This is a genomic window from Rhizobium sp. AN73, from assembly GCF_030757975.1.
GTDB lineage: Bacteria > Pseudomonadota > Alphaproteobacteria > Rhizobiales > Rhizobiaceae > Agrobacterium > Agrobacterium arsenijevicii.
Genome location: NZ_JARWME010000002.1, coordinates 1,940,801 through 1,966,589, shown reverse-complemented (window position 1 = coordinate 1,966,589; position 25,789 = coordinate 1,940,801). Strand labels below are relative to the sequence as shown.

Below are 25,789 nucleotides of genomic sequence, written 5' to 3'. Positions count from 1 at the left end.
AGACTATCTTGAAACTTGTGCCGAAAGGAATACGGTCAGCAAAATTGATAAGTGAGACTTAGCAATTGGGGGTGCCATGGCGTCGTCTCTGCATGTTCTTCTCGAAAAGATAATCAAGACAGGTAATCTTGTCGTCAACAGCCCGGGTGGCAGCCGTACATTTGGAGATGGTACGGGAAAAAGGGTGGTTCTGAACTTCACCGACGAAGCCGCCATGCAGGAGATCGCAGCCGATCCTGCATTGAAACTCGCCGAGATTTATATGGAAGGCCGTATGCAGATCGCCGAAGGCGATATCTACGACTTTCTGGCGCTGGTCAAAGGCAATACGCTGAGCGAGGCGCTATCCTTCGGCATGATCTGGCGCGGCATGGCCCGCATCATCGCCGCCCGCATCAAGATGCATCTGCCGGTCAACCACAACAAGAGCAACGTCGCCCATCACTATGATCTGAGCGCCAAGCTTTTCGACCTCTTCCTCGACGAGGATTGGCAATATTCCTGCGCCTATTTCAATCCGCCTGGTATCAGCCTCTATGAGGCGCAGGTCGCCAAAAAACGCCATATCGCCGCAAAGCTGATGACCGAGCCGGGCCAGAGCGTACTGGAGATCGGCTCCGGCTGGGGTGGCATGGCGATGTATATTGCCGAAAGTGCCGGTGCCGACGTGACCGGCATCACACTCAGCGAAGAACAGCTGCGCGTTTCCCGCGACCGGGCGGCGAAACGCGGGCTTGCCGGCAATGTCCGTTTCGAATTGCAGGACTACCGTTACCTGCCTGCCTCGAAAAAATTCGACCGCATCGTCTCCGTCGGCATGTTCGAACATGTCGGGCCGACCCACTATCGCGACTATTTCGACAAGGCGTCGGAGGTGCTGGACGACAACGGTGTGATGGTGCTTCACTCCATTGGCCAGCCCCACCCGGCACTGGCGACCAATCCCTTCATAGAAAAATATATTTTCCCTGGAGGTTATATTCCGTCGCTCGGCGAGGTGCTGCCGGCAATCCAGAAGTCCGGGCTGCTGGTGAAGGATATCGAAATCCTGCCCATGCATTATGCGCACACGCTCAGGCACTGGCGCGAACGTTTCGTGGCGCGCAAGGCGGAGGCGGTAGCACTTTACGACGAGCGTTTCTTCCGCATGTGGGAGTTTTATCTGGCGGGGTCGGAAATGGCCTTTACCCACGAAAATTTCCACATTTTCCAGATCCAGCTCGCCAAGGACCGCGATGCCGTGCCGCATAATCGCGACTACATTGCCCGCAACGAGGAAAGGCTCGCCGAATTCGAAAAGACGCGCTCGCCGCTGGAGAAGGTGGCATTCTGACGCTGGCGCGAGCGGAGCTACTGCAGATTTTGGACAAACTTCTCCGCAAGACTCCACGTCATCCTCGGGCTTGTCCCGAGGATCTATCCACGTTGCGTGAAATCGGTTGGTTGCAGATGCCCGGGACAAGCCCGAGCATGACGTAGGGCAGTTTTTCGGACGTCGTCATCACCCTCGGCAGTCGCGCGTCTTCATCGCGTGCTGGTTAATGGAATGGAAACGGAATCCCTCTAATTCTACGCGCACCTGTTTGTATTGCGTTTCTGGGGTCCTTTTCATGTTCAAGCCGTCAGCGGCCGTCGCCGCTTGTGTTCTCTCGCTTTTTGCTGTCGGCAGCGCCCACGCCGATGGCTGGTTTTCCGGCGACTGGTATCTGAAGCTCGGCGGTTCGGGTTTCTCCGCGCCGAAATATCAGGGCGACAACAAGAATGAATTCGGCTTTTCGCCCATCATTTCGCTCGGTCGTCAGGGGCAGGGTGCGCGTTTCACCTCGCGCAACGACAGCGCCTCGATCTCGCTACTGGACAATGGCCCGATCAGCATGGGTCTTGCCGGAAAGCTGGTATCCCCGCGTAACCAGAAAGATTCCGACGATCTGAAAGGCATGACCCGCATCAAGCGTGGCGGCGAGCTTGGCGGTTTCGCCGAGGCCTATCCGACCGACTGGCTGCGTATTCGCGGTGAAGCCCGTCAGGGCATCCGCAGCCATAGCGGCGTGGTCGGCGATCTCTCCGCCGACGTCTTCACCGATATCGCGCCCGGCATCCAGATTTCCGCCGGTCCGCGCGCCACATGGGTGAGCAGCAAATATAATGAACGTTATTACGGCGTAAGCGCCGCGCAGACAGCAGCCGGCGCGCCGTCGCCCTATAATCCCGGCGGCGGCCTGCATTCCGCCGGTGTTGGCGCTGCCATCACCTGGAAGGTCACGGAAGCCGCCGAAGTCGGCTCCTTCGCCGAATATCGTCGCCTGATGGGTGACGCCGCCGACAGCTCGCTGGTGCGTGAGCGCGGCTCGAAAAACCAGTTCGTCGTCGGCGTTCAGGCAAGCTACAAATTCGGTTTCACGCTGCCCTGAGGCGGGAAATTAATGTCTGAAGTTAAAGGCCCGTAACACACTGTTGCGGGTCTTGGCGTTTGCGCCCCTCCGCATTCGACGTCATCCTCGGGCTTGCCCCGAGGATCCATTGATTTCAACGGGTTGTGGATCCTCGGGGCAAGCCCGAGGATGACGGCGGAGAGGTTTTCGCTTTGCTGGCGGCGTGTTGTAACTCGCCAAAGGCCGCGCACTTTGCGCTTTGAAAACCGTTCCGATTTTCCCGCCGATGCTGTAGAACGTCTCCATGGTTCACCACAGCGATTTGTCAGACCGCGTTTCGGACGCGCCATCCAACAACTGGGTCTATCGGATTTTGCCGAGGCCCCTCTGGCCCTATGCGCAGCTTGCGAGATGGGATCGCCCCATCGGTTGGCAATTGCTGATGTGGCCGTGTTTCTGGTCCGCCGCACTTGCGGCCAATGCCGCCGTGGCGAGTGGTGGTTTTTCCTGGGGTACGCTGATCTGGCACCTGGCGCTGTTTTTTATCGGATCGGTAGCGATGCGCGGTGCGGGCTGCACCTATAATGATCTGGCCGACCACAAGATCGACATGGCGGTGGCGCGCACCCGCTCCCGGCCCCTGCCGTCCGGCCGGGTCAGCCGGTTGCAGGCCAAGGTCTTCATCGTGCTGCAGGCGCTTGCCGGTCTTGTGGTGCTTCTGCAATTCAACGGTTTTGCGATTGCGACAGGCATATTCTCGCTGGTTTTCGTGGCGATCTATCCTTTCGCCAAGCGCTTCACCAACTGGCCGCAGTTTTTTCTCGGCCTTGCCTTTTCCTGGGGTGCGCTGATGGGCTGGGCTGGACAGTTCGAGATCGATCGCCTGGCCAGCTGTCCTGCTTTATGTCGGCTCCATCGCCTGGACGATCGGTTATGACACAATCTACGCCCATCAGGACAAGGAAGACGATACGGCCGTGGGCATCGGTTCAACCGCCCTGCTGTTTGGAGAGAACACACATCGCTGGCTGGTTTTTCTTTATGGCACAGCCCTTGTCATGATCGCCCTGTCATTCTGGGGGGCGGGTGTTAACGTGATCGCCTATAGCGGCCTTGCCGCCGCCGCCATCATGCTTTTCCGGCAGGTCTGGGTGCTGGATATCGATGATGTGGCGCAATGCCTTGTGCTGTTCAAATCCAACAACCGTGTCGGCGTGATGATTTTCGCGGGCCTCATTCTGCCACTTCTGCTGGCCTAAGGTTGCCGGAAGGCAAGATGCAAAAAAGCCCGGCCGCGTTATCCGCGCCGGGCTTTTGATTGTTTTGGCTGAGGATTATCAGCGGCGGGCGATGATTTCCTTGCCCTCGATCTTCATGCTCATGCCGAGCGAACCGGTGGTGCGGCGAACGAGGAAGCGCGGGCGGCGCTCTGCAAAATAGGAATGGCGGCGGCGCGGACGGGTATTCTGGGTGCGCACCTTGCCGAGATGTTCTTCGAGCGGACGGGCAACGCCATCGGCCTCAACCATTAGCATCGGAATGCGGTAGGCTTCGGACCAGCTGCGCCAGTCGGCGGCGATGTCGCAAAGATCGTGAGCGACCAGAAGCGGAACGCACAGTTCCGGATCGTCATGGTGAAGCTCCAGCGTCACCGTGACCTGTCCATCACCATGGTCGATGGCGCGGGCGGCAACACCCTTGAAGGCGCGGGCGGGCAGGGCGAAGGACAAAGGCAGGCCGGAAGAGGTGAGGACCTTTCTCAGAACGGCACCCCGTTCATCGAGCGTGACGGCAACATCGGTTGCGCCATTGCCTCTGCCATAGGTGACCTGTTGCGGAAAACGTGCCGGGTCGAGTCTGAGTGTGGCGACGGCCCAGTCGGGCTTCAGAACGGTCTTGGTCATGTTTATTCTACCCTTGTTTTACCTGAGAGCCGGTTTCCGGTCTTCTCATCGGGACTTTTCGTCCTCTGATGTCAGGAGAATATCCGCCGCATGTTCGAGACTGCTTAAAAATCGCGGTTAAGAAAACTTTGCATTCCCAAATGGTTAGCAAAACCCACTGTGGCATGGTTTCGCTGAGGTAAAGCCGATTGAGACAATACGATTTTTCTTGGTGCCGGAATTGTGCTCTTTCAAGCTCCGGGCAAGGCGCACCATGCACAGTCGCGCCAAGGCTTGCCGTGCGTCCGGATGGAGGTGCGGGGGCGGATTCAAAAACCGGAGCGCGCAGTGTCCAGAGGGATGCGCGCTGTTCCAGGGGGCATTCGGATGGTATCGACTTTTCTCAGCTACGACCTCATCAATCGCGATATGAAGGCAAGCATTTCACGCGTGTCGCAGCAGGCAATCACCGAGCGTCAGACGAAATATTACAAGGAAAACATCGGCAATGTGAAAAGCGTCGATGAGTTCCTCAATAACTACCAGCTCTATTCCTACGCCATGGATGCCTTCGGTCTCGGCGAGATGACCTATGCCAAGGCCTTCATGAAAAAGGTGCTGGAAAGCGATCTGAACGACCAGAACAGCTTCGCCAACAAGCTGACGGATGAACGTTACCGCGATTTTGCCGCATCTTTCAATTTCACGAAGTCCACTGCCTCCGTGCAAACGGAGGCGCAGCTCGACAAGATGATCGGGCTTTACGATACATCGATCACCAACCTCGATAACAGCCTGTCCGAGGAAACCCGTTATTACAAGGCGATTATTGGAACAGTCACGAATGTGGACCAGCTTCTGCATAATGACAGAGCCCGCGCCTACATTTTCGAAGTCTTCGACATTGACGAGAAGACCTACAGCTATGCCCACATCAAGGGACTGATGACGAGCGACGTCAATGACCCGAACAGCTATCTGAACCAGAAGTTCGGCGCCGCCTATTCCGCGGCCGTGGAAAAGCTCACGATCAAGGGCAATATCGAATTGCATGGGCAGGTGACGGACCGGATCGCGGAGATCGACACCGCGCTGGCAGGGACTACGCTGACTGCCGAGCAACGGACCGCCCTTGAGACCGAAAAAACGACGCGGCAGGGTCAGCTCACCCAGCTTGAAGGCGTATTGCCGCCAAAGGATCAATGGGAGGCGACCCTTGCCTCCATCAAGGCCGAGCAGACCAAACTCACGACCACGGTTACGCAATATAATGCGATGGCCCAGATGGCCCAGGCTTTTGAATTCGCCAATGATGGTACCGTAACGGCGGGCCAGGCGCAGACCGCCGACAACATCAAGATCCTTACCCAGGCCTATGTCGGTAGCGCCCCGCGCGTGACGCCGACCGTTGCCACGTTGAACAGGGATTATTTCAGATCGAAGATCGGTTCGATCAAGACTATCGATGAGTTGATGGCGGATCCGCGATTGGTGAATTACATCAAGGTCGCATTCGACCTGAATGGTGTGACGGTTGTCGATGCCACGATCGAGAACATCTTGACCAGTGATCTCAGCGATCCGAACAACTATATCGTCAAGTTCGGCAACGGCAACAAAAGCTACATCGCATTGCGTGAAGCGTTCAATTTCAAATCGGACGGAACGTTGCCGGATGGCGTGTTACCCCAGACGACAACCCAGACCGCCACCACGACAAATGGCTATATGATCCATTACAACGACAAGGACGATGCCGCTGACGAAAAGGCTTTAAAGCTGTTCAAGAGCGATATCGCCAACGTGAAATCCGTCGGGGACTTCCTGGAAAGCAGTGCGGTCTACACCTACGCGCTGAAGGCTGTAGGTCTCGATCCGGCGAAGGTGAATATTGCGGACGTTCGAAAAGCCCTGACAAGCGACCTGCAGGACAAGAAGAGCTATGTCTATGCGCTGAATGATGACCGCTACGTCAAACTTGCGGAACTTTTCAACTTCAAGGCTGACGGATCGCCGGGTTCCCCCGTTCTCCCTCAGTCCGAACTTGAAATTCAGACCATGTCGGTCGACTACATCAAGAAAAAATCAGCTTTCGGCACCGACAAGGATAAAGAAGCTGCCAAGAAGGAAGCGGAATATTATCGCTTAGAGATACAGAAGGTCAAAACGCTAAAGGACTTTCTGAGCAATGATCGCCTGACGAAATTCGCGATGGAATCGCTTGGCATCGATCCGACGAAGGTCACCAAGGATCAGCTGCAAAAAATGTTCACGTCCAAGCTGGACGACAAGGACAGCTATCTCAATAAGGAGATGGACCCGGTCTTCCGTCGTCTTGTTACCGCGTTCAATTTCGACACGGATGGCAATATTTTGCGTGAGGATCGCAGTTCCATCCAGACGCGGCGCGGCCTTTACGAGACGCTGGACAATTATCTGACGCAGACGCTGGAGACGCAGGCGGGCGAAGAAAATGCGGGCGTGCGTCTGGCACTTTATTTCAAGCGGATGGCGGCGGGAACGACGTCCTATTATTCTATCCTCGCCGACACCGCGATCCAGAACTTCATCAAGACCACCTTCGGCATTCCCGACGAACTCGGCAATGCCGCAGTCGATACGCAGGTCGGGATGATGAAGAAATATTTCGACATCAAGGATTTTCAGGATCCCGATAAGGTCAAGAAACTGATCGCCCGTTTCACCATCATGTATGACGACAAGCAGAACACCACCAACCCGATCATGATGCTGTTCAACGGCAGCGGCTCGGTGGGCATCAGCGGCGACACGCTTCTGGCGGTTGCGTCGCTGCGTGCGCGGTAGGCGGGAACTCGCAAACGTGCAATAGAAAGGCCGGGGCAAGTCCCGGCCTTCGTTTTTTGCTATCCACTACCAGCCCGGCAGCATATGCCCGGCGCGCAGGCGCGGCATCTTCGGGTAGGTCTTCACATCATTGTCCAGCTCGTCTGTGACGCTCATCGGCGAGATGTTGTCGAGGCAGGCGGTGATGTGGTCGGTGATGGCGTTCACCAGCGAGGGCGACAGGCCCGGCCGTTTCATCAGCCCGATCTGGACCGGCGGCAGGGGTGGAAAACCGTCTGAGGCGGTCAGAACCTTCATGCCGGTGCGCAGTGCCGATTCCGGCAATACCGAAACAGCCATGCCCGCCAGCACGGCGGCGGCGACCACGGTGGAAGACCAGCTGGTGAACAGCACTTGATATTCCCGCCCGTCGGCATCGAGCGCCGAGCAGGCAAGTTGGCGCCAGTGGCAGTCACGCCGCCCGACGGCGAGCGGCACGGGCGCATCGTCCTTCAGCGGATGATTGGCGGAGGCAACCCAGCAGAGCGGTTCGGTGCGCACGACATCCGAGGAGCGGGCGCGAGGATTGTGAGTAACGAGCGCTATATCCAGCTCGCCGCGTGCCATTTTTTCGGCAAGGCTCACCGAAGGTTCGCAGACGATGTAAAGCTCGACATTCGGATGCGTCTTGGCGAAACGCCCGATGATTTCAGGCATGTAGCGGTCGGCATAATCATCAGGGGTGCCGATGCGCAACGTGCCTTCCAGCCTGTTGTCGTCGAAGGCCGCGATCGCCTCGTTGTTGAGACGAATGATGCGGCGGGCATAATTCATCAGCTTTTCGCCCTCCGCCGTCAGGCGGTTGCCACGTCCGTCTTTTGCAAAGAGCTGTTTGCCGATCCGTTCCTCAAGCCGCCGCATCTGCATGGATACGGCGGATTGCGTCTTGAAAACGCGATCTGCGGCCTTGGTGAAGCTGCCGGTATCGACAATGGCGATGAAGGTGTGCAGCTGGTCTATGTCGAGAGGTGCGGACATGGATACTCATCCATCAGAATGATTGATGTCTCACATTAGAAACATTCGTTGGACTGATCAATAGTCTTGCGACATTTTGACACCCAGCAAATCAATCTCAACCCCGGGGCGGACAGATCGTTTGGCCCCCAACCCAAGGCAGCTTCTCGCGCGTGGTGCGTCGGGGGCGGTGCCGCATCGTGCCGTTACGGAAGGATATTGTCATGCGCACGGCAGAACGGAAAATGGAACTGGAACTCGCAACCGGCCGGCAGGACGACACCCTGCGTCGCATCGCCGTCGTCGTTGCTTCCACCGTGAAAACGTTTGTGCAGCGCATCTACAATCGTATCGTCGCCAATGGTCTCACGGAACTTGACGATCGCCTGCTCGCCGATATCGGGCTGGTGCGCTCGGATGTGACGAACGCGCTCAATACCGGATTGCTCGAAGATCCGACCGCTCATCTGACCCGTGCCGCACGTTCGCGCTCGGTCTTGCGGTTCAAAACGCTCTAGGCTTTATTCGCGCAATTCCGGCGGAACCTCCAGACGCCGGAATTGCTCGCGAACCGAAAAGTTTTCCCCGCAGGGTGATTTGCCAATAACCCTGCCTTTGCCCGGTGTCAGGCCCCTTGGCCGCACCGGGTTTTTTTATTGCATCGCCTTGCTTGTTTTGCGCATTTTCCGGACGTAAAGCCGCTGCGCAGTTTTACAGGCAATGCTTTTAGTATTGATATTCCTCGAATACCGGCAGGACCGACCCGCCCCAGCGTCCGTTATAAAGCGCGAGCAGGTCTTCGGCGAGCGTGGTCTTCTTGGCCAGAACCTCATCCAGCGATGACAGGAACACGGTCTCGTCCTGGCCGTCGCCGTTCAGCCGCTTGCGGTTCTTGAGGCCGGTGCGGGAAATATCGAGTACCTCGCGGGCAATGCCGAGAAGCGGCTTGCCGGCAATCTCCGCCGCCAAACCCTTGGCCGGCACGGCGTTGCGAAGCGCGATCACCTCGTCGAAACTCCAGCCGGCAGTCAGTGCGTCGGCCGCGTCAAGCGCTTCCTGATTGTAGAGAAGGCCGACCCAGAAAGCGGGCAGGGCGCAGATGCGTCTCCACGGGCCGCCATCGGCGCCGCGCATTTCCAGAAAACGCTTCAGACGCACATCAGGGAAGAGCGTGGAAAGATGGTTCGTCCAGTCGCCCATGGTCGGTTCCCATGCGGCGATTTCGCCCTTCAGCGCGCCGTTCATGAACTGGCGGAAGGTGACATGGGTGCAATCATGATATTTGCCGTCGCGCACGATGAAATACATCGGCACATCAAGCGCCCATTCGACATAGTCCTTGAAGCCGAAATCATCATTGAAAGTGAAGGGAAGCACGCCGGAGCGGTTATTGTCGGTGTCGCGCCAGATATCGCCGCGCCAGGACAGAAGGCCGTTCGGCTTGCCCTCGGTAAAGGGCGAGGAGGCGAACAGCGCGGTTGCCAGCGATTGCAGCTTCATGGAAACGCGCATCTTCTGGCGCATATCCGCTTCCGAGGAGAAGTCGAGATTAACCTGGATCGTACAGGTGCGGTACATCATGTCGAGACCCTTGGTCCCGACCTTCGGCATATAACGCGTCATGATTGCATAGCGCGATTTCGGCATATGCGGCGTTTCGTCATAGCTCCACAGCGGGCTGCCGCCGATGCCGAGAAAACGAATGCCCATCGGCTCCGCCACTTCGCGCAGGGTCGCCAGATGCTGGTTGGACTCCTTGCAGGTCTGATGCAGATTTTCGAGCGGCGCGCCTGACAGTTCGAACTGGCCGCCGGGCTCGATGGAGATGGCCCCCATGCCGTGCTGTTCGCCGAGCCCGATGATGTTTTCACCATCCATGATCGGCTCCCAGCCGAGCTTTTCCTGCATGCCTTTCAGCAAAGCGGAAATGCTGGCCTCGCCGAAATAGGGAACGGGGCTATTATCCTCGCGGAAGAAGGCGAATTTTTCGTGCTCGGTGCCGATGCGAAAATCGGCTTCAGCTCTGCAACCGCCCGCCAGATAATCTGTAAGCTCCGTGACGGAGGAGAGGGGGGTCTGGTCGGTCGTGTCGCGTGCCATGGCTTACCTTGTTGTGACGTCTCTGTTGCGGCGAGGCATATGATTGGCAGATAGAGCCGGATCGCATCCGGAGGCAAATGAATTTCTTTTAAAGATGCATGAAGCGCAACGGGCCTGCTCAATTCCAGTCGCCGATAGCCGCCTGGATGACAGCAAGCGCTGCAACGGCGGCCGTATCGGCTCTTAGGATACGAGGTCCGAGTGGAATGGGAGTGACGAAGGCGAGGCTGCGCAGCAGCTCCCTTTCCTCTTCGGAAAACCCGCCTTCCGGACCAACCAGCAGAGCGAGCTTGCGTTCCTTAACGGATTGCAGGACGGGCAGCGGATTTTGCCCCGCCTCGCTCTCGTCGCAATAGATGATGCGCCGGTCGTGGGGCCAGGTCTCGAGCATGTCTTTCAGTTTCACCGGCTCGGCCACGTCGGGCAGGGACAGGATGCCGCATTGCTCGGCGGCCTCGATGGCATTGGCGCGCAGCTTCTCGGTATTGTGGATCTTGCCCTGAACATGCTGCATCATCACCGGCTGCAGCAAGCCCGCGCCCATCTCGACCGCCTTCTGCACCAGATAATCCATCCGCCCGACTTTCAGCGGCGCAAACAGATAGTGCAGATCCGATGCGTCCGGCTGGGGACGCGTCTGTTCCAGGGGGACGAGGACGATCTTCTTGCGGCTTGGAAAGGAGAGCTTTGCCTTCCATTCGCCGTCGCGACCGTTGAACAGCAGGATTTCCGCACCGTCGGTCATGCGCAGCACGTTGGCGAGATAGTTGAACTGCTCGGTGGTCGCTTCCTGTGCCACCCCCGCATCAAGCGGGGTTTCGAGGAACAGGCGTTGCATCCGGAAATTTGCGCGCATGGGACTTTTCGGTTTCAGCGTCAGAGAAAGAGGAAGGACATAAGCCAATAGAGCAGCGCCGCAAGTGTCGCACTTGCGGGAACTGTCACCAGCCAGGCGGCGATGATCGTCATGAAGTGGGAGCGCCGGACGAGATAACGGCGACGCACCTCGGACGGATTGTCCACATGTCTGTTGGCGCGGCGGGGTGCGCCGGGGCCTGCCTGGACAAGTTCCTGTCGCCGCCGCGATGTCTGCGTGTACCATTCGCGGAAGAAGCCCACGCCGAACACCGCGCCGATCGCCGTATGGGTGGTGCTGACCGGCAGGCCGAAGCGCGAGGCGACGAGAACGGTCAGCGCTGTCGCCACGGAAACGCAGAAGGCACGCATCGGGTTGAGCTTGGTGATCTGCTCGCCGACAAGCCGAATGAGGCGCGGGCCGTAAAGAAGAATACCGCAGGAAAGTCCGAAAGCGCCGACCAGCATCACCCACAGCGGCGCGCGGGCGGAAGTCTCCACCGCCTCGTCGTGCAACGCCCGCACGATGGCCACGACAGGGCCGATGGCGTTTGAAACGTCATTTGCCCCATGCGCGAAGGACATGAGACCTGCGGCGAGTACGAGCGGCCACTGGAACAGGGTTCGCAGCGACTGGTTGCGGTTCTCCAGCCCCACAGATTGTTTGCGGATGATCGGCACGCAGAGCCGCCAGGATAGGAGGCCCGTTGCAAGTCCGATGGCGCTCGCCTGGCCAAGCGAGACATGCACAAGCTGCCTCAGCCCCACCCAGATGAGATAGGCGGTAAAAACTCCCGCCATGATGCCGATGAGAACCGGCACCCACCGTTTCGCGGAACTGATCTTGTCCTCGCGGTAGATGATGAATTCCTTGATGAAAGCAAGCAGGAGAATGGCGATGGCCGCACTGATGAAGGGTGCAAGCACCCATGCAAACGCGATGCTGCCGAGCGACAGCCAGTCGACCGCCCCGATGCCATAGGCGGCCATTCCGGCACCCGCAACGCCGCCAACGACGGTGTGGGTGGTGGAAATCGGCGCTTTCGTCCAGGTCGAGATATTGACGAGAAGGCCGGCTGCCAGAAGTGCTGATAACATCGCCCAGGAAAATGCGGTCCTGTCGGGGATGGTCTGGATGTTGATGATACCGCTGGAAATGGTCTCGACGACATTGCCACCGGTGATCAGCGCGCCCGCGATCTCGCAGATGGCGGCGATGATGAGTGCGGCAGCAAGCGGCATCGCCTTGGCGCCGACCGCGGGGCCGACATTGTTCGTCACATCGTTCGCGCCGATATTGATCGCCATATAGGCGCCGATGGCGACGGCCGCGATGATGATGACGGCGCCCGCCGTGCCGGTCACGAAAGCACCCGCAAATACGGCTGCCAGAACAACGAACATGAACCCCGCGCCAAGGCCGGCAAGCTGCTGGGTGACGTGCAGCGTCGCCTCTTCGACACGAGTGATCTTTTCGAGATCCTTGTCGAGCGTCGACTTCATGTTCGATGGTGGCTTTATTGCCATTCAGACCTCGTTCGCCAGCATTCCTTTTCGTCCGGCAATGTCGCGGGCTGAAGGCAATTTACAGAAAGACTGTTACATCTCGCACATCTTTCCAAAATGAAAGACGGTAAAAGCCAAGTTGGAAAAACAAACCGCAAATTGCCACCATCAGGGCATTTGCGCTATTTCGAAAGCGCCATCCGCTTGTCGAAAGCGTGCATGAGCTCTTTTAGTTCCGGCTCGTTGACCCGTGTGGCCGCCTCTTCGGGACTGACCCATTCCAGCCGTCTGGATTCTTTCTCGGGAAAGCTGTCCTGCAATTCCGACACTTCGAGCAGATGCACCTGAACCCTGCACAGCACGTTGATGCCGCTGTTCAGCTTTTTCTCGTATTCATAAAAGCCGAAGGGGGCCTTATCCACCCTGCCTTTGACACCGGCTTCCTCATAGGCTTCCTGTTCGGCAACGGCATGGGCCTTCTTGTTGGCCATGGGCCAGCCTTTGGGAATGACCCAGCGTCCCGTGTCGCGGCTTGTCAGCAACAGAACTTCCGGCTCATGATTTTTTTTGGACGATCGATAGCACAGCGCCGCATATTGCTGTCGCGGCGGTCTGCGCAACATCAAGCCAACATCTGTCGCCAATCGATTCAAAATCTTCAATCCGGATGAGTCCTTTTTTTCTACAGGTGATAATTGCTAATATAGATATTCCATATGTTTCGCCAATCCCTCTTCAACCATAACCCACTATTGTCTTCATGCTGATGAAGCCCATAGGTTGCAGTGGATGAGCAGGGATGCGAATGGAGGCTGTGCCCGGCGCATTGCCGGTCAGCAGCCGATCGCGGAATACTGCATTTTCTCTGTTTTTACGTCATTCAGAACGCAAGGCCGCTATGAATTATTGGCGGAACTGCATTGGCCAACGTGCAGTCCCCAATGTTGGAGACCTTCGATCACGCCGTCCGCTTCTGTCGCGCTCGAGAGGAAAAAACGGCTGTCATGGTTCGCCAGCGAAAGAAGCTCCGGCAAGGCATTGCCCACAATCACGCCGCGAACGCCATTCAACTCGAACATCGCCCGATCATTGCCAGTATCACCCGCGACGACTGATTCGTCGAGACCGATATGCAGTTGTCCACATAACCATGCCAATGCCGCGCCCTTGTCGGCGGCCTTCGGCAATATGTCGAGGTCACGATTGCTGGAATAAACGATCCGGGCATCGATATCCGCCGCAACAAGCATAGCTTCGATATCGCCGATTGTCTTTTCATCCGCGCCATGCAGGAACCAGCTGGATTTGAGGCCATGCTGGTACTGTTCCGCCTGCATCGTCACACCCGGCAGTCCGGACATGATATCGGCGATCTTCTGCCGGTCGAAACCGGTGCCGAGCGAACGGGTATAGGCGCTTTCCAGTGCGCGCCGCTCTTTTGCGTGCAGCATGGTGCCGACGCCGCCGATAATGTAATCGGGCTTGGGCAGGGGCACCTCTTCCAGAAGCGCGAGTTGATCGTCGATCAGCCTGCCGCTGTTGAAGACGAGAACCGGGCGAAGATCGTCCGGCAGAGATTGCCAGAAATCGCGGAACCGGCGCGTGGCGTCATTATCGCCAACGACGGTTCCGTCGAGATCGGTTGAGAACAGACGAAGTGGTCTCAATCGCCGTCGTTCCATGGCTCTGCCCAGTCGGATTCTTCCAGAACCGGCATCAGCGGCCTGCCTTCCACCAGCGCCAGCAATTGCTGGGCAATGCCCGTCCAGGTGAACAGGCTGCGCGCCTTGTGCGCACCCATGCGGGAAAGCCGTCCGTAAAGCCGCTCGTGCTTGAACGGCTTCATCATGGTAATGCCGAGGTCTTCCTTGTCGAAGGGATCCGCAAACAGCGCGTGTCTGCCGTAGCTGACGGCACGGAACAGCCCGCCATGGATCGTAACCACGGTCGGCGTGCCGCTCGCCATCGCCTCGATCGCGGTCATGCCGAAGGGTTCGTAACGGCTCGACAGGACGAAAAGATCGGCTGCCCGGTAGATATCAGGCAAATCCTCATCCTCGACGTAACCGGAGAACGCCACCTTGTCTTCCAGCCCCAGCGATTTGACCCGCTCTTTCAACTGGTTGAGGATGGTCGTTTCCTGCTCGTCCATGTTTTCGCCGCCGACCGCCAGATGCAGCCGGGCTTCCGGTTCCCGCTGCGCCAGTACGGAGAAACCGTCGATCAGCAGATCGTAGCCCTTGTTGGTGGCGAGGCGTCCGAGCGCCAGCACCGTTTTGCCTTCAAAGCCAAAGCGCTGCCGGATCATCTGCCGCGTCGCATCCGAGACGGGGAAGAAACGGTTGTCGTCGTAACCCGGCGGGATCATGTGGATGTGTTTACGCTTGAGGCCGTAATCCTCGATCAGAACGTCAAGCTGTACGGGCGTCGTCGCAATCACCATATCGCAGCTGCGATAGATGATGAGTTCGTGCTGGATGCGTTCCCTGAAGTTGAACTCAAGATCGAACGTATCGGCCTTTTCCGGATAATCGGTTTCCATCTGGCGTTTTTTCCAGAGGCCGAGCGAATGCGGCGTATGCAGATGCGGAATTTTCAGCGCCTCGGAAAGCCGCTGCCCGGCCACGCCTGCATCCCAGTAATGGCTGTTGATGAACGAGTAATTGAGGTCGTTTTTCTTGATGAAGCGCAGCGCGTTTTCGCACCATTCCATCAGGTGGCGGTGCAGATATTCCTTGGGAATGAAATCGCGCCCGCCGCAGGGAATGCGCACCACGCGCACGCGCTCGTCCACCTCGTCGAATTCCGGCTGGTCTTCGAAGCGGCGGGTATAAAGATCGACAGTGTAACCGAGCTGGCCGAGTTTGCGTGCAAGCTCAAGCACATAAACCACCTGTCCCCCGGTGTCTGCAGCGCCCAGCGGCGGGTGTGCGGCGACATAGCCATGCGTCGATATGAGAGCTATCCGCGGATAGCGTTCAGTTTCGCTCGTGGTTGTCATGGGTCCCATCTTGGTAAATTTTTCCAATTAACCAGATAAAAAGACCAAAACGAACAAAAGGTTCCATGAAAATGTGAATAAAAGCGTTGCCGTATTTCGCCTGGTGGCGGTTTCAGGCGTTTCGCTGTTGTTGCCGGAGGCGCGAAATCCGGTCCCATTCCCGCGCCTGATGCGCCTTGGAGGTGGTGTCCACGATGAAGTCGATATGGGCTTCCGCCGCCGCCCGTGCCGCCGCCGGATCACCGGCCGCAATCGCGTCATGGATGGCGATATGCTGCCTCAGCACCTCGTCATGCGCGCCCGCGACGGTGAAGATGAGGTGACGGTTGTAGAAGATGTCGTCGCTCAGAGTCGGTAGCAGGACCGCAAAGTATGCATCAGCACGATATTATGCGCCGCCTCGCCGATGGCGTTGTGAAACTCCACATCGCCCGTCAGTTCCTCTTCAAATTGACCCGCCTCATGGGCTTGGCGCATTTTTTCGACGACGGCCGCAAGGTTGCGCCTGTCGTGTTCGGTCGCGCGCTGCGCCGCCAGTTCGGCTGTCATGCCTTCGATGTAACGGCGATATTCGAGATAATCCCGCGTTGCCCGGCTGTGGCGGGTAATCAGCGCACTCAAGGGGTCGGAAAACACCGGGCCGACAATATCGGCGACATAGGTGCCGCCGCCGTGCCGGCTGGTGAGAAGGCCACGCGTTTCGAGTTCCTTCAACGCTTCCCGCAGGATCGGCCGCGAGACGTCGAGCTTCTGTGCCAGTTCTCGCTCGCCGGGCAGCCGGTCGCCATCCCGCAATATGCCATCGAGGATCAGTTCCTCGAAGCGCAGGACGACCTCCTGCGATGTGCGGCTGTGCTCAATTCGGGCGAATAAGGTTTCGTCCATCGCAGCATTCTCCGGCGAAATCCCGCCCGCTAGGTGTGCCTATCCGTGTAATCGAGCGCAAATTATCAGCGAAGCGTCGCACTGGTCAAATATTCTGTCCAGTTTGTGCCGACGCTTCATGTGGGATTGCCTGCGGCAACACGGCATCTGCCTTTTTAAACTGGCTTTTGTTAAAGCTGCAGCCGGACAGGGTGATGGTGGCGGTTTTTTGCCGCCAGGTGCATCAAAACAATTACATCGGCCTCGATTGCGGTGTCGTCGCCGCCTTTGATGCTTTAGAAACCGGCGGAACAGGCGGGGGACGATATCGCAATGGCCAAGGGTAGATTTGCTTTCGCAAGCGCGCCGGAAAGGTCGCTCGCTCTGGGCGAGGTTCATGCGCGGCCAACGGTGCTTCTGGCGCCGTCGCGCATCATCGTCCAGCTCGCCTTCATGATGGATGGCGGCTCGGCCGTGCATCACTCGGTCATCGCGGAAATGTCGCGCAGCCGCGGTGTCGCGCCGCCGGAACGCGATGCCCGCCACCACGCCATGCCCTGGGGGCAGGGGACGCTGCGCTGGGAGCGGCACACCGAATTTTCGACATGGTTCTGGGATGGCCCTGCGCCGGAAAAATTCGGCGGCGATATTGCCGGCGACCCCTTCGGTGACGGTTTTTCGCCACCCGGCTTGCTGATATCGGGTGTGCGGCTGGAAATTCGCCCCGAAAGTGGAACGCCCGCCAATGCGGAGACGATGTTCGAGCCGACGAGCCTCTGTTACAGCGACGTGCGTGACGGTCAGGCGGCAATCCTCACCGATTTCCGGCAGGATCGTGACGGGCTGACGCAGATTTTGGTGATCGACCGGGGCTTGAGTGATTACAGCCGCGGCGCGCTGGTGCAGCGGCTGCTGGATATCGAGACCTATCGCACGCTCGCTATGCTCGGCCTGCCGATGGCGCAGACGCTGTCGCCGGAAATCCGCCGCATCGAGGATGGTTTGACGGGCATTACGCAACGCATGAAGAACGGCGCACGCGACGAGGCCGATGCGCTGCTGGCGGAGATGACCCGGCTTGCGGCGGAACTGGAAGCCAACGCGGCGCTCAGCCTCTACCGCTTCGGCGCCAGCCGCGCCTATGACGGCATCGTGCGCGAACGCATTCGTGCCTTGGCCGAAACGTCGGTTCAGGGGCACGAGACCATGGGCAGCTTTCTGGAAAGGCGCCTTGCGCCCGCCATGCGCACCTGCCAGTCGGTCGAGGAGCGGCAGGCCAACCTGTCGCGCAAGCTCTATCGTGCTACTGCATTGGTCAGAAGCTGGATCGACGTGGAGCTCGAGCGGCAGAACACCGTGCTCCTGGATACCATGAACAAACGCGCCGCCATGCAGCTTCGCCTGCAGCAGACGGTGGAAGGCCTCTCGGTCGCCGCCATTTCCTATTATGTCGTTGGCCTTATCGGTTATCTCACCAAGGCGATCAGCCACGACGTGCTGCCGGTCGACCCCGCCGTGGTTACAGGTCTGTCCGTTCCAGTCGCCGTGCTCGGCGTCTGGTGGGTAGTGCGCCGTGTCCGCCGCTCCCATGCCGAGGGTGGGCATTAAAAAGTCTGCTTCAGCCCTGTTCCCAATAGGGGAAGGCCCATAAAGCCCGGCCAGATAGTCGATGAACAGCCGCACTTTCGCGGGCAGGAACTGCCGGCTCGGATAAACCGCCGAGAGCGTGACATTTCGCGACCCCTCATAGGCGGGCAGAACCTGCACCAGTTTGCCGGCGCGCAACTCATGGCCGATATCCCAGGTGGAGCGCAGCGCAATGCCGAGGCCGGAAATAACCGCCTCACGGATCACCTCGCTGGAATTGGTGACCAGCATGCCTTCCGGGCGAATGCTCAGCGCGCCGCCCGGTCCTTCCAGCCGCCAGATATCGTTATTGTGGGCCGGCAGGCAGCGGTGTTTCTTTAAGTCCTCGATCGTTGCCGGCATGCTGTGGGTAGCCACATACTCCGCGGAAGCGCACAGCACGCGCCGCACCGGCGCCAGACGACGGGCGACGAGGCTGGAGGAGTTGAGATCGGCGATACGGATCGCCAGATCGTAACCGCCTTCGATGATATCGATGAATTCGTCGCTGAGCACCAGATTGACCGACAGGTCAGGGTGCCGCTCCATGAATGTCTTCAGATGCGGCGCAATATGCATGCGCCCAAAGGAGGTGGGGGCGGAGATTTTCAGCGTGCCATTGACGGTGTTGGCCCGCCCGGACACGAAATCCTCGGCGTCCTCCAGCCCCTCCAGCACGGCAAGCACCCGCTCGTAAAAGCCCTGGCCCGCTTCGGTCAGTGAAATTCGCCTTGTGGTGCGCTGGAACAGCCGTGCACCAAGCTTTTCTTCCAGCCGCTTGATGCGCTTGGAAATGACGGCGGGCGAATAACCAAGCTCCTTGGCGGCAAGTGACATGCTGCCGGAAGCGGCAACGCTTGCGAAGACTTCCAGATCGCCTAGATTTGTCACAGTTGCCTCCTGATTGTTTCCGGAATGGAAAAAATCCTTAGCATTTGATTGCGCTCCTTCAAAGTGGTAAAGAAACAATACCACTTGGCAAGACGTGCATGGAGGAGAGGGCGGTGACGCAGCCGATCAAGTTTCTGGAGCCGCGTGCGGCGGTTTTATCAAACCGTGACCGCATCATATCCGATCTGAAGGATATTCTGCCGGAAGACTGTCTTGTGCACGAGCCGCGCGAACTCGTGCCCTTCGAGACCGATGCCTTCGTCTCCTACCGGCGGCTGCCGCTGGCTGTTGCCCTGCCGAAGACGACCGAGCAGGTCGCAGCGGTGCTGAAATATTGCCACCGCTATGGCATTCCGGTCGTGCCGCGCGGCGCAGGCACTTCGCTCTCCGGCGGCGCAATCCCGCAGGAGGATGCGGTGGTGATCGGCCTTTCGAAGATGTCCTCGATCCTCGAACTCGATTTTTATAATCGCACGGCAAGGGTACAGGCGGGCGTTACCAATCTTTCCATTTCCGATGCCGCCGGTGCCGAAGGCTTCTTTTATGCGCCAGACCCCAGCTCGCAGCTTGCCTGCACTATCGGCGGTAATGTCGGCATGAATTCCGGTGGTGCGCATTGCCTGAAATACGGTGTGACCACCAATAATCTGCTCGGCGTGAAAATGGTGCTGGTGGATGGCACGGTGCTGGAACTGGGTGGCAAACATCTCGATGCCGCCGGTTACGATCTGCTTGCGCTGGTCTGCGGTTCGGAGGGCCAGCTAGGCATTGTCACGGAAGCGACGGTGCGGCTGATCGCCAAGCCGGAGGGAGCGCGCCCGGTGCTGTTCGGGTTCGAAACCTCTGAAAGTGCCGGCTCCTGCGTCGCCGATATCATCGGCGCGGGCATCATTCCGGTCGCCATCGAATTCATGGACAAGCCGGCGATCGAGATTTGCGAAGCATTCGCCAAGGCGGGATATCCGCTGGATGCCGGCGCGCTTCTGATCGTCGAGGTCGAAGGCTCCGAAGCGGAAATGGACGCCATGCTGGCCGATATCGTCACCATTGCCCGAAAACACGGGGTGAAGACGGTGAAGGAATGCCAGTCGGCCATGGAGGCGGCGGCGATCTGGAAAGGCCGCAAATCTGCCTTCGGCGCGACAGGCCGCATCGCGGATTATATCTGCATGGATGGCACGGTGCCGCTTTCCCAGCTTTCCTATGTGCTGAAAAAGACGAGCGAGATCACCGACCGGCTCGGTCTACGTGTCGCCAATGTCTTCCATGCGGGCGATGGCAACATGCATCCGCTCATCCTGTTCAACGCCAATGATCCGGATGATGCCGCGCGCGCCGAAGAGGCGGGCAACGAGATATTGAAACTCTGCGTCGATGCCGGCGGCTGCCTCACCGGCGAACACGGTGTCGGCATCGAAAAACGCGACCTGATGCGCCACCAATATGGCGAGGCTGATCTTGCCCAGCAGATGGCGGTTCGGGCTGCTTTTGATGAGGGCTGGTTGATGAACCCTTCGAAGGTGTTCCCGCTGGAGGGACGGAATTGACGCACTTTAGCTTTGTAGCCGTGGTGGGTGCGGCTCACCCCCTCTGCCCTGCCGGGCATCTCCCCCTCAAGGGGGGAGATCAGATGCCGCTCCCACTCGCCCAACAATTCCGCAAATGTTCCTTAGGTGGGGTGTCTTCCGCTTGCCGATCTCCCCCTTGAGGGGGAGATGCCCGGCAGGGCAGAGGGGGGTATTTCTTGCTCGGAGCGTACCACCACTTGCTCAAAGGCTGCCACCCCATGCTGACGCCATACGCAGAAACCCAGGTCGCCGACATCATCCGCGACCACGCGGCCCGAAAGACCCCGCTGAAAATCTTCGGCGGCAATAGCCGCGCCGGTTTCGGCAACGCGGTGGCGGCAGAAACCATTCTGACCTCCCGCGCTATCAACGGCATCGTCTCCTATGTCCCCGCCGAAATGGTCATGACGGTCAAGGCAGGCACGCCGCTCGCCACCGTTGAGGCCGCCCTTGCCGAAAACCGTCAGATGATGGCCTTCGAGCCGATGGATCACCGCCCGATCATGGGAACCACAGGCGAGCCGACCATCGGCGGCGTCTTTGCTGCCAATTCTTCCGGCCCGCGCCGTTATGTGGCGGGTGCCGCGCGCGACAGCCTGCTCGGTATCCGTTTCGTCAACGGCCGGGGAGAGAGCATCAAGGCTGGCGGCCGGGTGATGAAGAATGTCACCGGGCTAGACCTCTCGAAGCTTCTGGCCGGTTCACACGGCACGCTCGGTTTTCTCACCGAAGTCACCTTCCGTGTGCTGCCCAAACCGCCCGTGGAAAAAACCGTGGTCGTGTCCGGTCTGGATGACGAGGCGGCGACGCGGATCATGGCGGCAGCGATGGCGATGAGCGTCGAGGTATCAGGTGCCGCCCATCTGCCGGAAAATGTCAGTTCCCGTTTCATCGGCGGCTCTCTGCCGGAAGGCCCTGCGACCATTCTCCGGCTGGAGGGTCTCGCGGCTTCTGTCGAAGCGCGTGCGGCGAAACTCCTGTCCGTCATGGACCGGGTCGGGCCTTGGGCGCTGCTGGAAGGCGAGGAAAGCGCGGTTTTATGGCGACAGGTGCGGGATGTCGCACCCTATGCCGGGCAAGATGCCAAGCCGCTCTGGAAAGTTTCTGTTGCTCCAAGCGAAGGCCACAAGCTGGTTTCCGCGCTGCGCATGGAAGCGGGCATCGATGCCTTTTACGACTGGCAAGGCGGCCTCGTCTGGATGCAGATGGAGGCGGACCCGGAAGCGGAACTGCTGCGCGGCGCCATCCGGGCACTCGGCGGTGGCCATGCCACGTTGATGCGGGCGAGCGACGCGGTGCGCGCCACCGTGCCGGCATTCGAACCACGCCCGGCGGCGGAAGCCATGCTGTCTGCGCGCATCAGGGAAAAGCTCGACCCGGTGGGCATTTTTAATCCCGGCAAGATGGCCGTAACGATAGAAAGGGCCGTCTGAACCATGCAAACATCCTTCACGCCCGAACAGCTGGCCGATCCGCATGTGGCAGAATCCGAAAAGATCCTGCGCAAATGTGTGCATTGCGGCTTCTGCACCGCCACCTGTCCCACCTATGTCACGCTTGGCAACGAGCTGGATAGTCCGCGCGGCCGCATCTACCTCATCAAGGACATGCTGGAAAACAGCCGCCCGGCAGACCGCGAAGTCGTCACCCATATCGACCGCTGCCTGTCGTGCCTTGCCTGCACCACAACCTGTCCGTCCGGCGTGGATTACATGCATCTGGTCGATCACGCCCGCGCCCATATCGAACAGACCTATAAACGTCCTTTCATGGATCGCCTGATCCGCAATCTTCTGGCGGCGGTTCTGCCCTATCCCGGCCGTTTCCGGCTGGCCTTGCATCTGGCAAGGATAACGCGGCCGTTTGCCGGGCTGCTTGCGAAGTTTCCAGCGCTTAAACCCCTGCAATCCATGCTCGATCTTGCTCCCGCTGCCGTCCCTGCGGCCTCCGCTTCAGCCCGGCCGGGTGAACGGGCGGCGGAAGGTGAAAAGCGTGGGCGTGTCGCTCTTTTGAGCGGCTGCGCCCAGCCGGTGCTCGATCCCGGTATCAACGAAGCGACGCTGCGCCTTCTGGCGCGGCTTGGCGTCGAGGTTGTCATACCGAAGGGCGAAGGTTGCTGCGGGTCGCTTGTGCACCATATGGGACGGGAGGCTGAGGCGCTGGCCTCGGCTCGCCGCAATGTCGATGTCTGGACGCGGGAAATCGAGAAGGGCGGGCTCGACGCCATCATCATCACCGCATCCGGTTGCGGCACCACCATCAAGGATTATGGTCATATGCTGCGGCTCGACCCGGCCTATGCGGAGAAGGCCGCGCGGGTCTCAACGCTTGCCAAGGACATTACCGAATATCTCTCGACCCTCGACCTGCCGCAAAAGGAAAGCCAGGGTCTGACGGTTGCCTATCATTCGGCCTGCTCCATGCAGCATGGCCAGAAGATCACCATGGCGCCGAAACAATTGCTGAAAGCGGCGGGTTTCACCGTTCGTGATCCGGCGGAAGGGCACCTCTGCTGCGGCTCGGCCGGAACCTACAACATCATGCAGCCGGAGATTTCCGGAAAGCTGAAGGCACGCAAGGTCAAGAATATCGAAGCCACCCGCGCGGATGTCATCGCCACCGGCAATATCGGCTGCATCACGCAGATCGCCACCGGCACGGAAATGCCGATCCTGCACACGGTGGAACTGCTGGACTGGGCCTATGGTGGACCGCCACCGAAAAAAATCGCAGGTGTTACGTCACGTCATTGATATCCGAGCCTCCTAAAATAAACATTCGGGATTGGCTTGAAGGCGTTTGCAATGACGGAAAATTCGCGTTGGTTAAGCGAGGTGCGGGGCCGCTTTTTTCGCTCGGTGGCGGCTGACAGATTGGACAGCGTGCTCACTCCCAACCCGGAAAGCGCCGGGCGTTACCATCGTCCCGGTCAGCCTACCCTCTATATGAGCCCTTTCGCGGAGTGGTCGATCATGGCGATTTCCGGTTACATGCGGGAGGATCAGCATCCACGGTTTCTGGTCCCGGTTATGGTCGGACCGGCCATGGTGGTTGACCAGCGCGACGAGCAGGCATGTGAAGCATTGGGAATCGATCGCTCCCTGTCCAGCAAATCGTGGCGTGATGCGCTTCTTGCCGGAGAGGAGCCGCCATCGTGGAAAAACTCCGACCTGGCAAGGGTAACAGGAGCCGACGGCTTGATCGATTGCTCGCGCATGATCGCCGGCGGATGGCATCTCAACCTTTTCCGCTGGAACCATCGCGATGGTCCGCAGGTGGAGGTTTGCGGCGAACCGGTCGAAATCCGGCTTTCGCAGAACGGGGCCAAATGGGGCCTTTGAACGCGTGCCGGATTTCAGGGATGTAATAAGCCGGGGTTCCGATGCCTCAGAACTTGTAGGCGACGCCGAAGTTCACCGCATTGGTCATGACATCGGTCTTGAGCTTGCCGCCATTGTCGATATCCACGTCGATAAAGGAATAGGTGCCTTTATATTCCACGAAGGTCGACCAGTTGTCGGTGATGCGGTAGCTGAGGCCAGCCTGCGCCTGCAGCGTTGCGCCGCCGAGCTGGTACTCGAAGGTCTTGCCCGAGGGGCGGGTCACTTCCACATGCGGCACGTTGATGCCGACGCCCGCGCCGACATAGGGGGTCAGGCGCCAGGTCTCCAGCGGAAAGCGGTAGAGTGCGTTCAGCGTCAGAAGGTTCAGGCCATCGGTGAATTCGAAATGCGACCAGCCGGAGCGGGCAAGCGTCTGGTCGTCGGCATAGACCTTGTCATGGGTGTAATCGAGCGAGAGGCCGAAATTGTTGAGCTGGCCTTCCTCGAACCAGTAGGTGCCGCGCACCCCCCAATAGGCCGGGCTGGTAAACGACTTGCCTTCCCATCCGGCCCGGAAGTCCGATCCGTCCGAAACAGTCACGTCGCTGTGCGGGGCGCTTTGCCAGCCGCCGTAACCGGAAATTTCAAATTCTCCCGCCATGGCGGCCGAGAAGGAAATGCTGCTGAACAACAGGGTGCAGAGAAAGGAGGCGTGGCGCGACATGAAACAGAATCCAGTTTAGCTTTGAAGAAACACAAAACCGCTTTTCAGTAACATTTAGATGACAGAAACGAAAAACGGGCGGTCATTTGACCACCCGTTTCAAGGCCGTTCCATCATCCCCCTGAGAGAGGTCCGGCTCCTGGCGTCCCCCGCCAAGTCTCGTTTAATCAATCTAGTAACGATTGTACCGCTCTGGGACATCAATTCAAGCGCGACGCGCCGCCACGCCGGCTGTGGGCCTGCGTATTAGCGGCACCGTTGCCGTCATATCACAATGACTGTGGTTCCGACGTTCACGCGCTCGTAAAGATCGGTGACATCCTCATTGCGCATGCGGATGCAACCGGAGGAATTGTTGCTGCCGATCGTCCAGGGTTGGTTGGTGCCGTGGATGCGGTAAAGCGTGGAGCCGAGATACATGGCGCGCGCGCCCATCGGATTGGCGGGACCGCCTTCCATGAAGGCCGGCAGGTAATGTCCCTTCGTCGCCTCGCGGCTGATCATCTCTTTCGGCGGCGTCCAGCTCGGCCATTCCGCCTTGCGGGTTACCTTGTGCGTTCCGGCCCATTCGAAACCGGGCTTGCCAACGCCGACGCCGTAACGCCGGGCCTTGCCATCCGCCATGACGAGATAGAGGAAGCGGTTCGGCGTATCGATGACGATGGTGCCGGGCTTCTGGGTGGTCTGGTAGCTCACGATCTGGGGCAGGAATTGCGGGGCGATCTGCGTGCGGACCGGCGCGTTCGGGCGAACGGCGGCGTTCTGCACCCGAGCCGGACGCTGCGAGGTGACGCCCGCGCTGGGGCGCTGTGGCATCGCTGCCTGGCGCTGCTGGAAGAAAGGCTGGCGCGCCGCGGGCGCGCGCGGATAAACCACCGGCCGCACATTGCCGCCGCCAAGCTGCGTTACCCAGGGGGCGGAAAGGTCCGGACTGACGACGACGGGCGGGCGTTCGCGATAACGCTCACCGGCGGCCATGGCAGCCGGGGCGGCGAAGGTGGAAACGAGGCTCAGCGCCAGAAAAACGGACTTCATCGTCATCGGGTGGACTCTCTCTGCGGTATGTCGCAACAATAGCAATTGCGGGTTCATTCACCCGCCTTGCCGGACACGTTCGCACCTTGACGCCAGCGAGATCGTAAATGGCCGTTCATTAAAAAGCGCTTGATTAGGAAAAGCTGGATTTAAGGTTAGCGACCCGTTTTGAAACGTGGTGAATGAGTGGTAAGTGCGCGCATCACGCGGATGATGGGT

Annotated in this window: 19 protein-coding genes and 3 pseudogenes; 10 read left to right on the top strand and 12 right to left on the bottom strand. The window is 59.1% G+C overall.

Annotated elements, in window-relative coordinates:
* Positions 1-76: 76 nt before the first annotated feature.
* The 3 genes and pseudogenes from RBH10_RS19655 to ubiA all read left to right on the top strand — a co-directional run bounded on the left by RBH10_RS19655 (position 77) and on the right by ubiA (position 3,631).
* Positions 77-1,333, top strand: a complete 1,257-nt coding sequence (locus tag RBH10_RS19655; protein WP_281039651.1) for a cyclopropane-fatty-acyl-phospholipid synthase family protein — start codon at positions 77-79, stop codon at positions 1,331-1,333.
* A gap of 277 nt (positions 1,334-1,610) precedes the next feature.
* Positions 1,611-2,411: a MipA/OmpV family protein gene (locus tag RBH10_RS19650; RefSeq protein WP_281039652.1), complete on the top strand. Its 801-nt coding sequence runs from the start codon at positions 1,611-1,613 to the stop codon at positions 2,409-2,411.
* 265 nt (positions 2,412-2,676) lie between these two features.
* Positions 2,677-3,631: pseudogene (gene ubiA / locus RBH10_RS19645) on the top strand (4-hydroxybenzoate octaprenyltransferase).
* Positions 3,632-3,709: 78 nt separating this feature from the next.
* Here the strand turns inward: ubiA and RBH10_RS19640 are convergent.
* Positions 3,710-4,276 carry a DUF6101 family protein gene (locus tag RBH10_RS19640; protein ID WP_281039654.1) on the bottom strand — a complete coding sequence of 189 codons (567 nt, stop codon included), beginning with the start codon at positions 4,274-4,276 and terminating at the stop codon, positions 3,710-3,712.
* Between the two features lie 366 nt (positions 4,277-4,642).
* Between RBH10_RS19640 and RBH10_RS19635 the strand changes: the two genes are divergently transcribed.
* Positions 4,643-7,081 (top strand): DUF1217 domain-containing protein, encoded by a 2,439-nt coding sequence (locus tag RBH10_RS19635; protein WP_306180772.1) that lies wholly within the window; start codon positions 4,643-4,645, stop codon positions 7,079-7,081.
* A 66-nt stretch (positions 7,082-7,147) separates the two neighbouring features.
* On the opposite strand, the gene RBH10_RS19630 is transcribed toward RBH10_RS19635, so the two are convergent.
* Complete coding sequence (locus tag RBH10_RS19630) at positions 7,148-8,098, bottom strand: LysR substrate-binding domain-containing protein (RefSeq protein ID WP_045024100.1); 951 nt, start codon at positions 8,096-8,098, stop codon at positions 7,148-7,150.
* A gap of 203 nt (positions 8,099-8,301) precedes the next feature.
* Here RBH10_RS19630 and RBH10_RS19625 point away from each other — a divergent pair, with 203 nt between their 5' ends.
* Positions 8,302-8,595 (top strand): DUF1127 domain-containing protein, encoded by a 294-nt coding sequence (locus RBH10_RS19625; RefSeq protein WP_281039656.1) that lies wholly within the window; start codon positions 8,302-8,304, stop codon positions 8,593-8,595.
* Positions 8,596-8,803: 208 nt separating this feature from the next.
* On the opposite strand, the gene RBH10_RS19620 is transcribed toward RBH10_RS19625, so the two are convergent.
* The 7 genes and pseudogenes from RBH10_RS19620 to RBH10_RS19590 all read right to left on the bottom strand — a co-directional run bounded on the left by RBH10_RS19620 (position 8,804) and on the right by RBH10_RS19590 (position 16,424).
* Entirely contained in the window at positions 8,804-10,177 is a 1,374-nt protein-coding gene (locus RBH10_RS19620; RefSeq protein ID WP_281039657.1) for a glutamate--cysteine ligase, read from the bottom strand.
* Between the two features lie 118 nt (positions 10,178-10,295).
* Positions 10,296-11,033, bottom strand: a complete 738-nt coding sequence (locus tag RBH10_RS19615; protein ID WP_281039658.1) for a 16S rRNA (uracil(1498)-N(3))-methyltransferase — start codon at positions 11,031-11,033, stop codon at positions 10,296-10,298.
* A 20-nt stretch (positions 11,034-11,053) separates the two neighbouring features.
* Positions 11,054-12,559: an inorganic phosphate transporter gene (locus tag RBH10_RS19610; RefSeq protein WP_281039659.1), complete on the bottom strand. Its 1,506-nt coding sequence runs from the start codon at positions 12,557-12,559 to the stop codon at positions 11,054-11,056.
* Positions 12,560-12,720: 161 nt separating this feature from the next.
* Positions 12,721-13,161 (bottom strand): NUDIX hydrolase, encoded by a 441-nt coding sequence (locus RBH10_RS19605; protein WP_281039660.1) that lies wholly within the window; start codon positions 13,159-13,161, stop codon positions 12,721-12,723.
* A gap of 273 nt (positions 13,162-13,434) precedes the next feature.
* Complete coding sequence (locus RBH10_RS19600) at positions 13,435-14,205, bottom strand: HAD family hydrolase (protein WP_281039661.1); 771 nt, start codon at positions 14,203-14,205, stop codon at positions 13,435-13,437.
* Complete coding sequence (locus RBH10_RS19595) at positions 14,202-15,548, bottom strand: glycosyltransferase family 1 protein (RefSeq protein WP_281039662.1); 1,347 nt, start codon at positions 15,546-15,548, stop codon at positions 14,202-14,204. The genes RBH10_RS19600 and RBH10_RS19595 overlap by 4 nt, the downstream gene beginning before the upstream one ends.
* Before the next feature lie 103 nt (positions 15,549-15,651).
* A pseudogene (locus RBH10_RS19590) lies at positions 15,652-16,424 on the bottom strand (FadR/GntR family transcriptional regulator).
* A 312-nt stretch (positions 16,425-16,736) separates the two neighbouring features.
* Between RBH10_RS19590 and RBH10_RS19585 the strand changes: the two are divergent.
* Positions 16,737-18,011, top strand: a complete 1,275-nt coding sequence (locus RBH10_RS19585) for a DUF3422 family protein (RefSeq protein WP_281039664.1) — start codon at positions 16,737-16,739, stop codon at positions 18,009-18,011.
* Positions 18,012-18,021: 10 nt separating this feature from the next.
* On the opposite strand, the pseudogene RBH10_RS19580 reads toward RBH10_RS19585, so the two are convergent.
* Positions 18,022-18,920: pseudogene (locus tag RBH10_RS19580) on the bottom strand (LysR family transcriptional regulator).
* 98 nt (positions 18,921-19,018) lie between these two features.
* Here RBH10_RS19580 and RBH10_RS19575 point away from each other — a divergent pair.
* The 4 genes from RBH10_RS19575 (at position 19,019) to RBH10_RS19560 (ending at position 23,829) form a co-directional block, all read left to right on the top strand.
* Positions 19,019-20,467 carry an FAD-linked oxidase C-terminal domain-containing protein gene (locus RBH10_RS19575; RefSeq protein ID WP_372339793.1) on the top strand — a complete coding sequence of 483 codons (1,449 nt, stop codon included), beginning with the start codon at positions 19,019-19,021 and terminating at the stop codon, positions 20,465-20,467.
* A 239-nt stretch (positions 20,468-20,706) separates the two neighbouring features.
* Complete coding sequence (glcE, locus tag RBH10_RS19570) at positions 20,707-21,921, top strand: glycolate oxidase subunit GlcE (RefSeq protein ID WP_281039667.1); 1,215 nt, start codon at positions 20,707-20,709, stop codon at positions 21,919-21,921.
* 3 nt (positions 21,922-21,924) lie between these two features.
* Positions 21,925-23,241, top strand: coding sequence for a glycolate oxidase subunit GlcF (glcF, locus tag RBH10_RS19565; RefSeq protein WP_281039668.1), 1,317 nt, complete (start codon positions 21,925-21,927; stop codon positions 23,239-23,241).
* Positions 23,242-23,292: 51 nt separating this feature from the next.
* Positions 23,293-23,829 carry an RES domain-containing protein gene (locus RBH10_RS19560; RefSeq protein ID WP_281039669.1) on the top strand — a complete coding sequence of 179 codons (537 nt, stop codon included), beginning with the start codon at positions 23,293-23,295 and terminating at the stop codon, positions 23,827-23,829.
* Between the two features lie 46 nt (positions 23,830-23,875).
* Here the strand turns inward: RBH10_RS19560 and RBH10_RS19555 are convergent, their stop codons facing one another.
* Positions 23,876-24,535: an outer membrane beta-barrel protein gene (locus RBH10_RS19555; protein WP_045024073.1), complete on the bottom strand. Its 660-nt coding sequence runs from the start codon at positions 24,533-24,535 to the stop codon at positions 23,876-23,878.
* A 264-nt stretch (positions 24,536-24,799) separates the two neighbouring features.
* On the bottom strand, positions 24,800-25,576 hold the full coding sequence (locus RBH10_RS19550) for a L,D-transpeptidase (protein WP_045024072.1): 777 nt from the start codon (positions 25,574-25,576) through the stop codon (positions 24,800-24,802).
* Between the last annotated feature and the right edge of the window lie 213 nt (positions 25,577-25,789).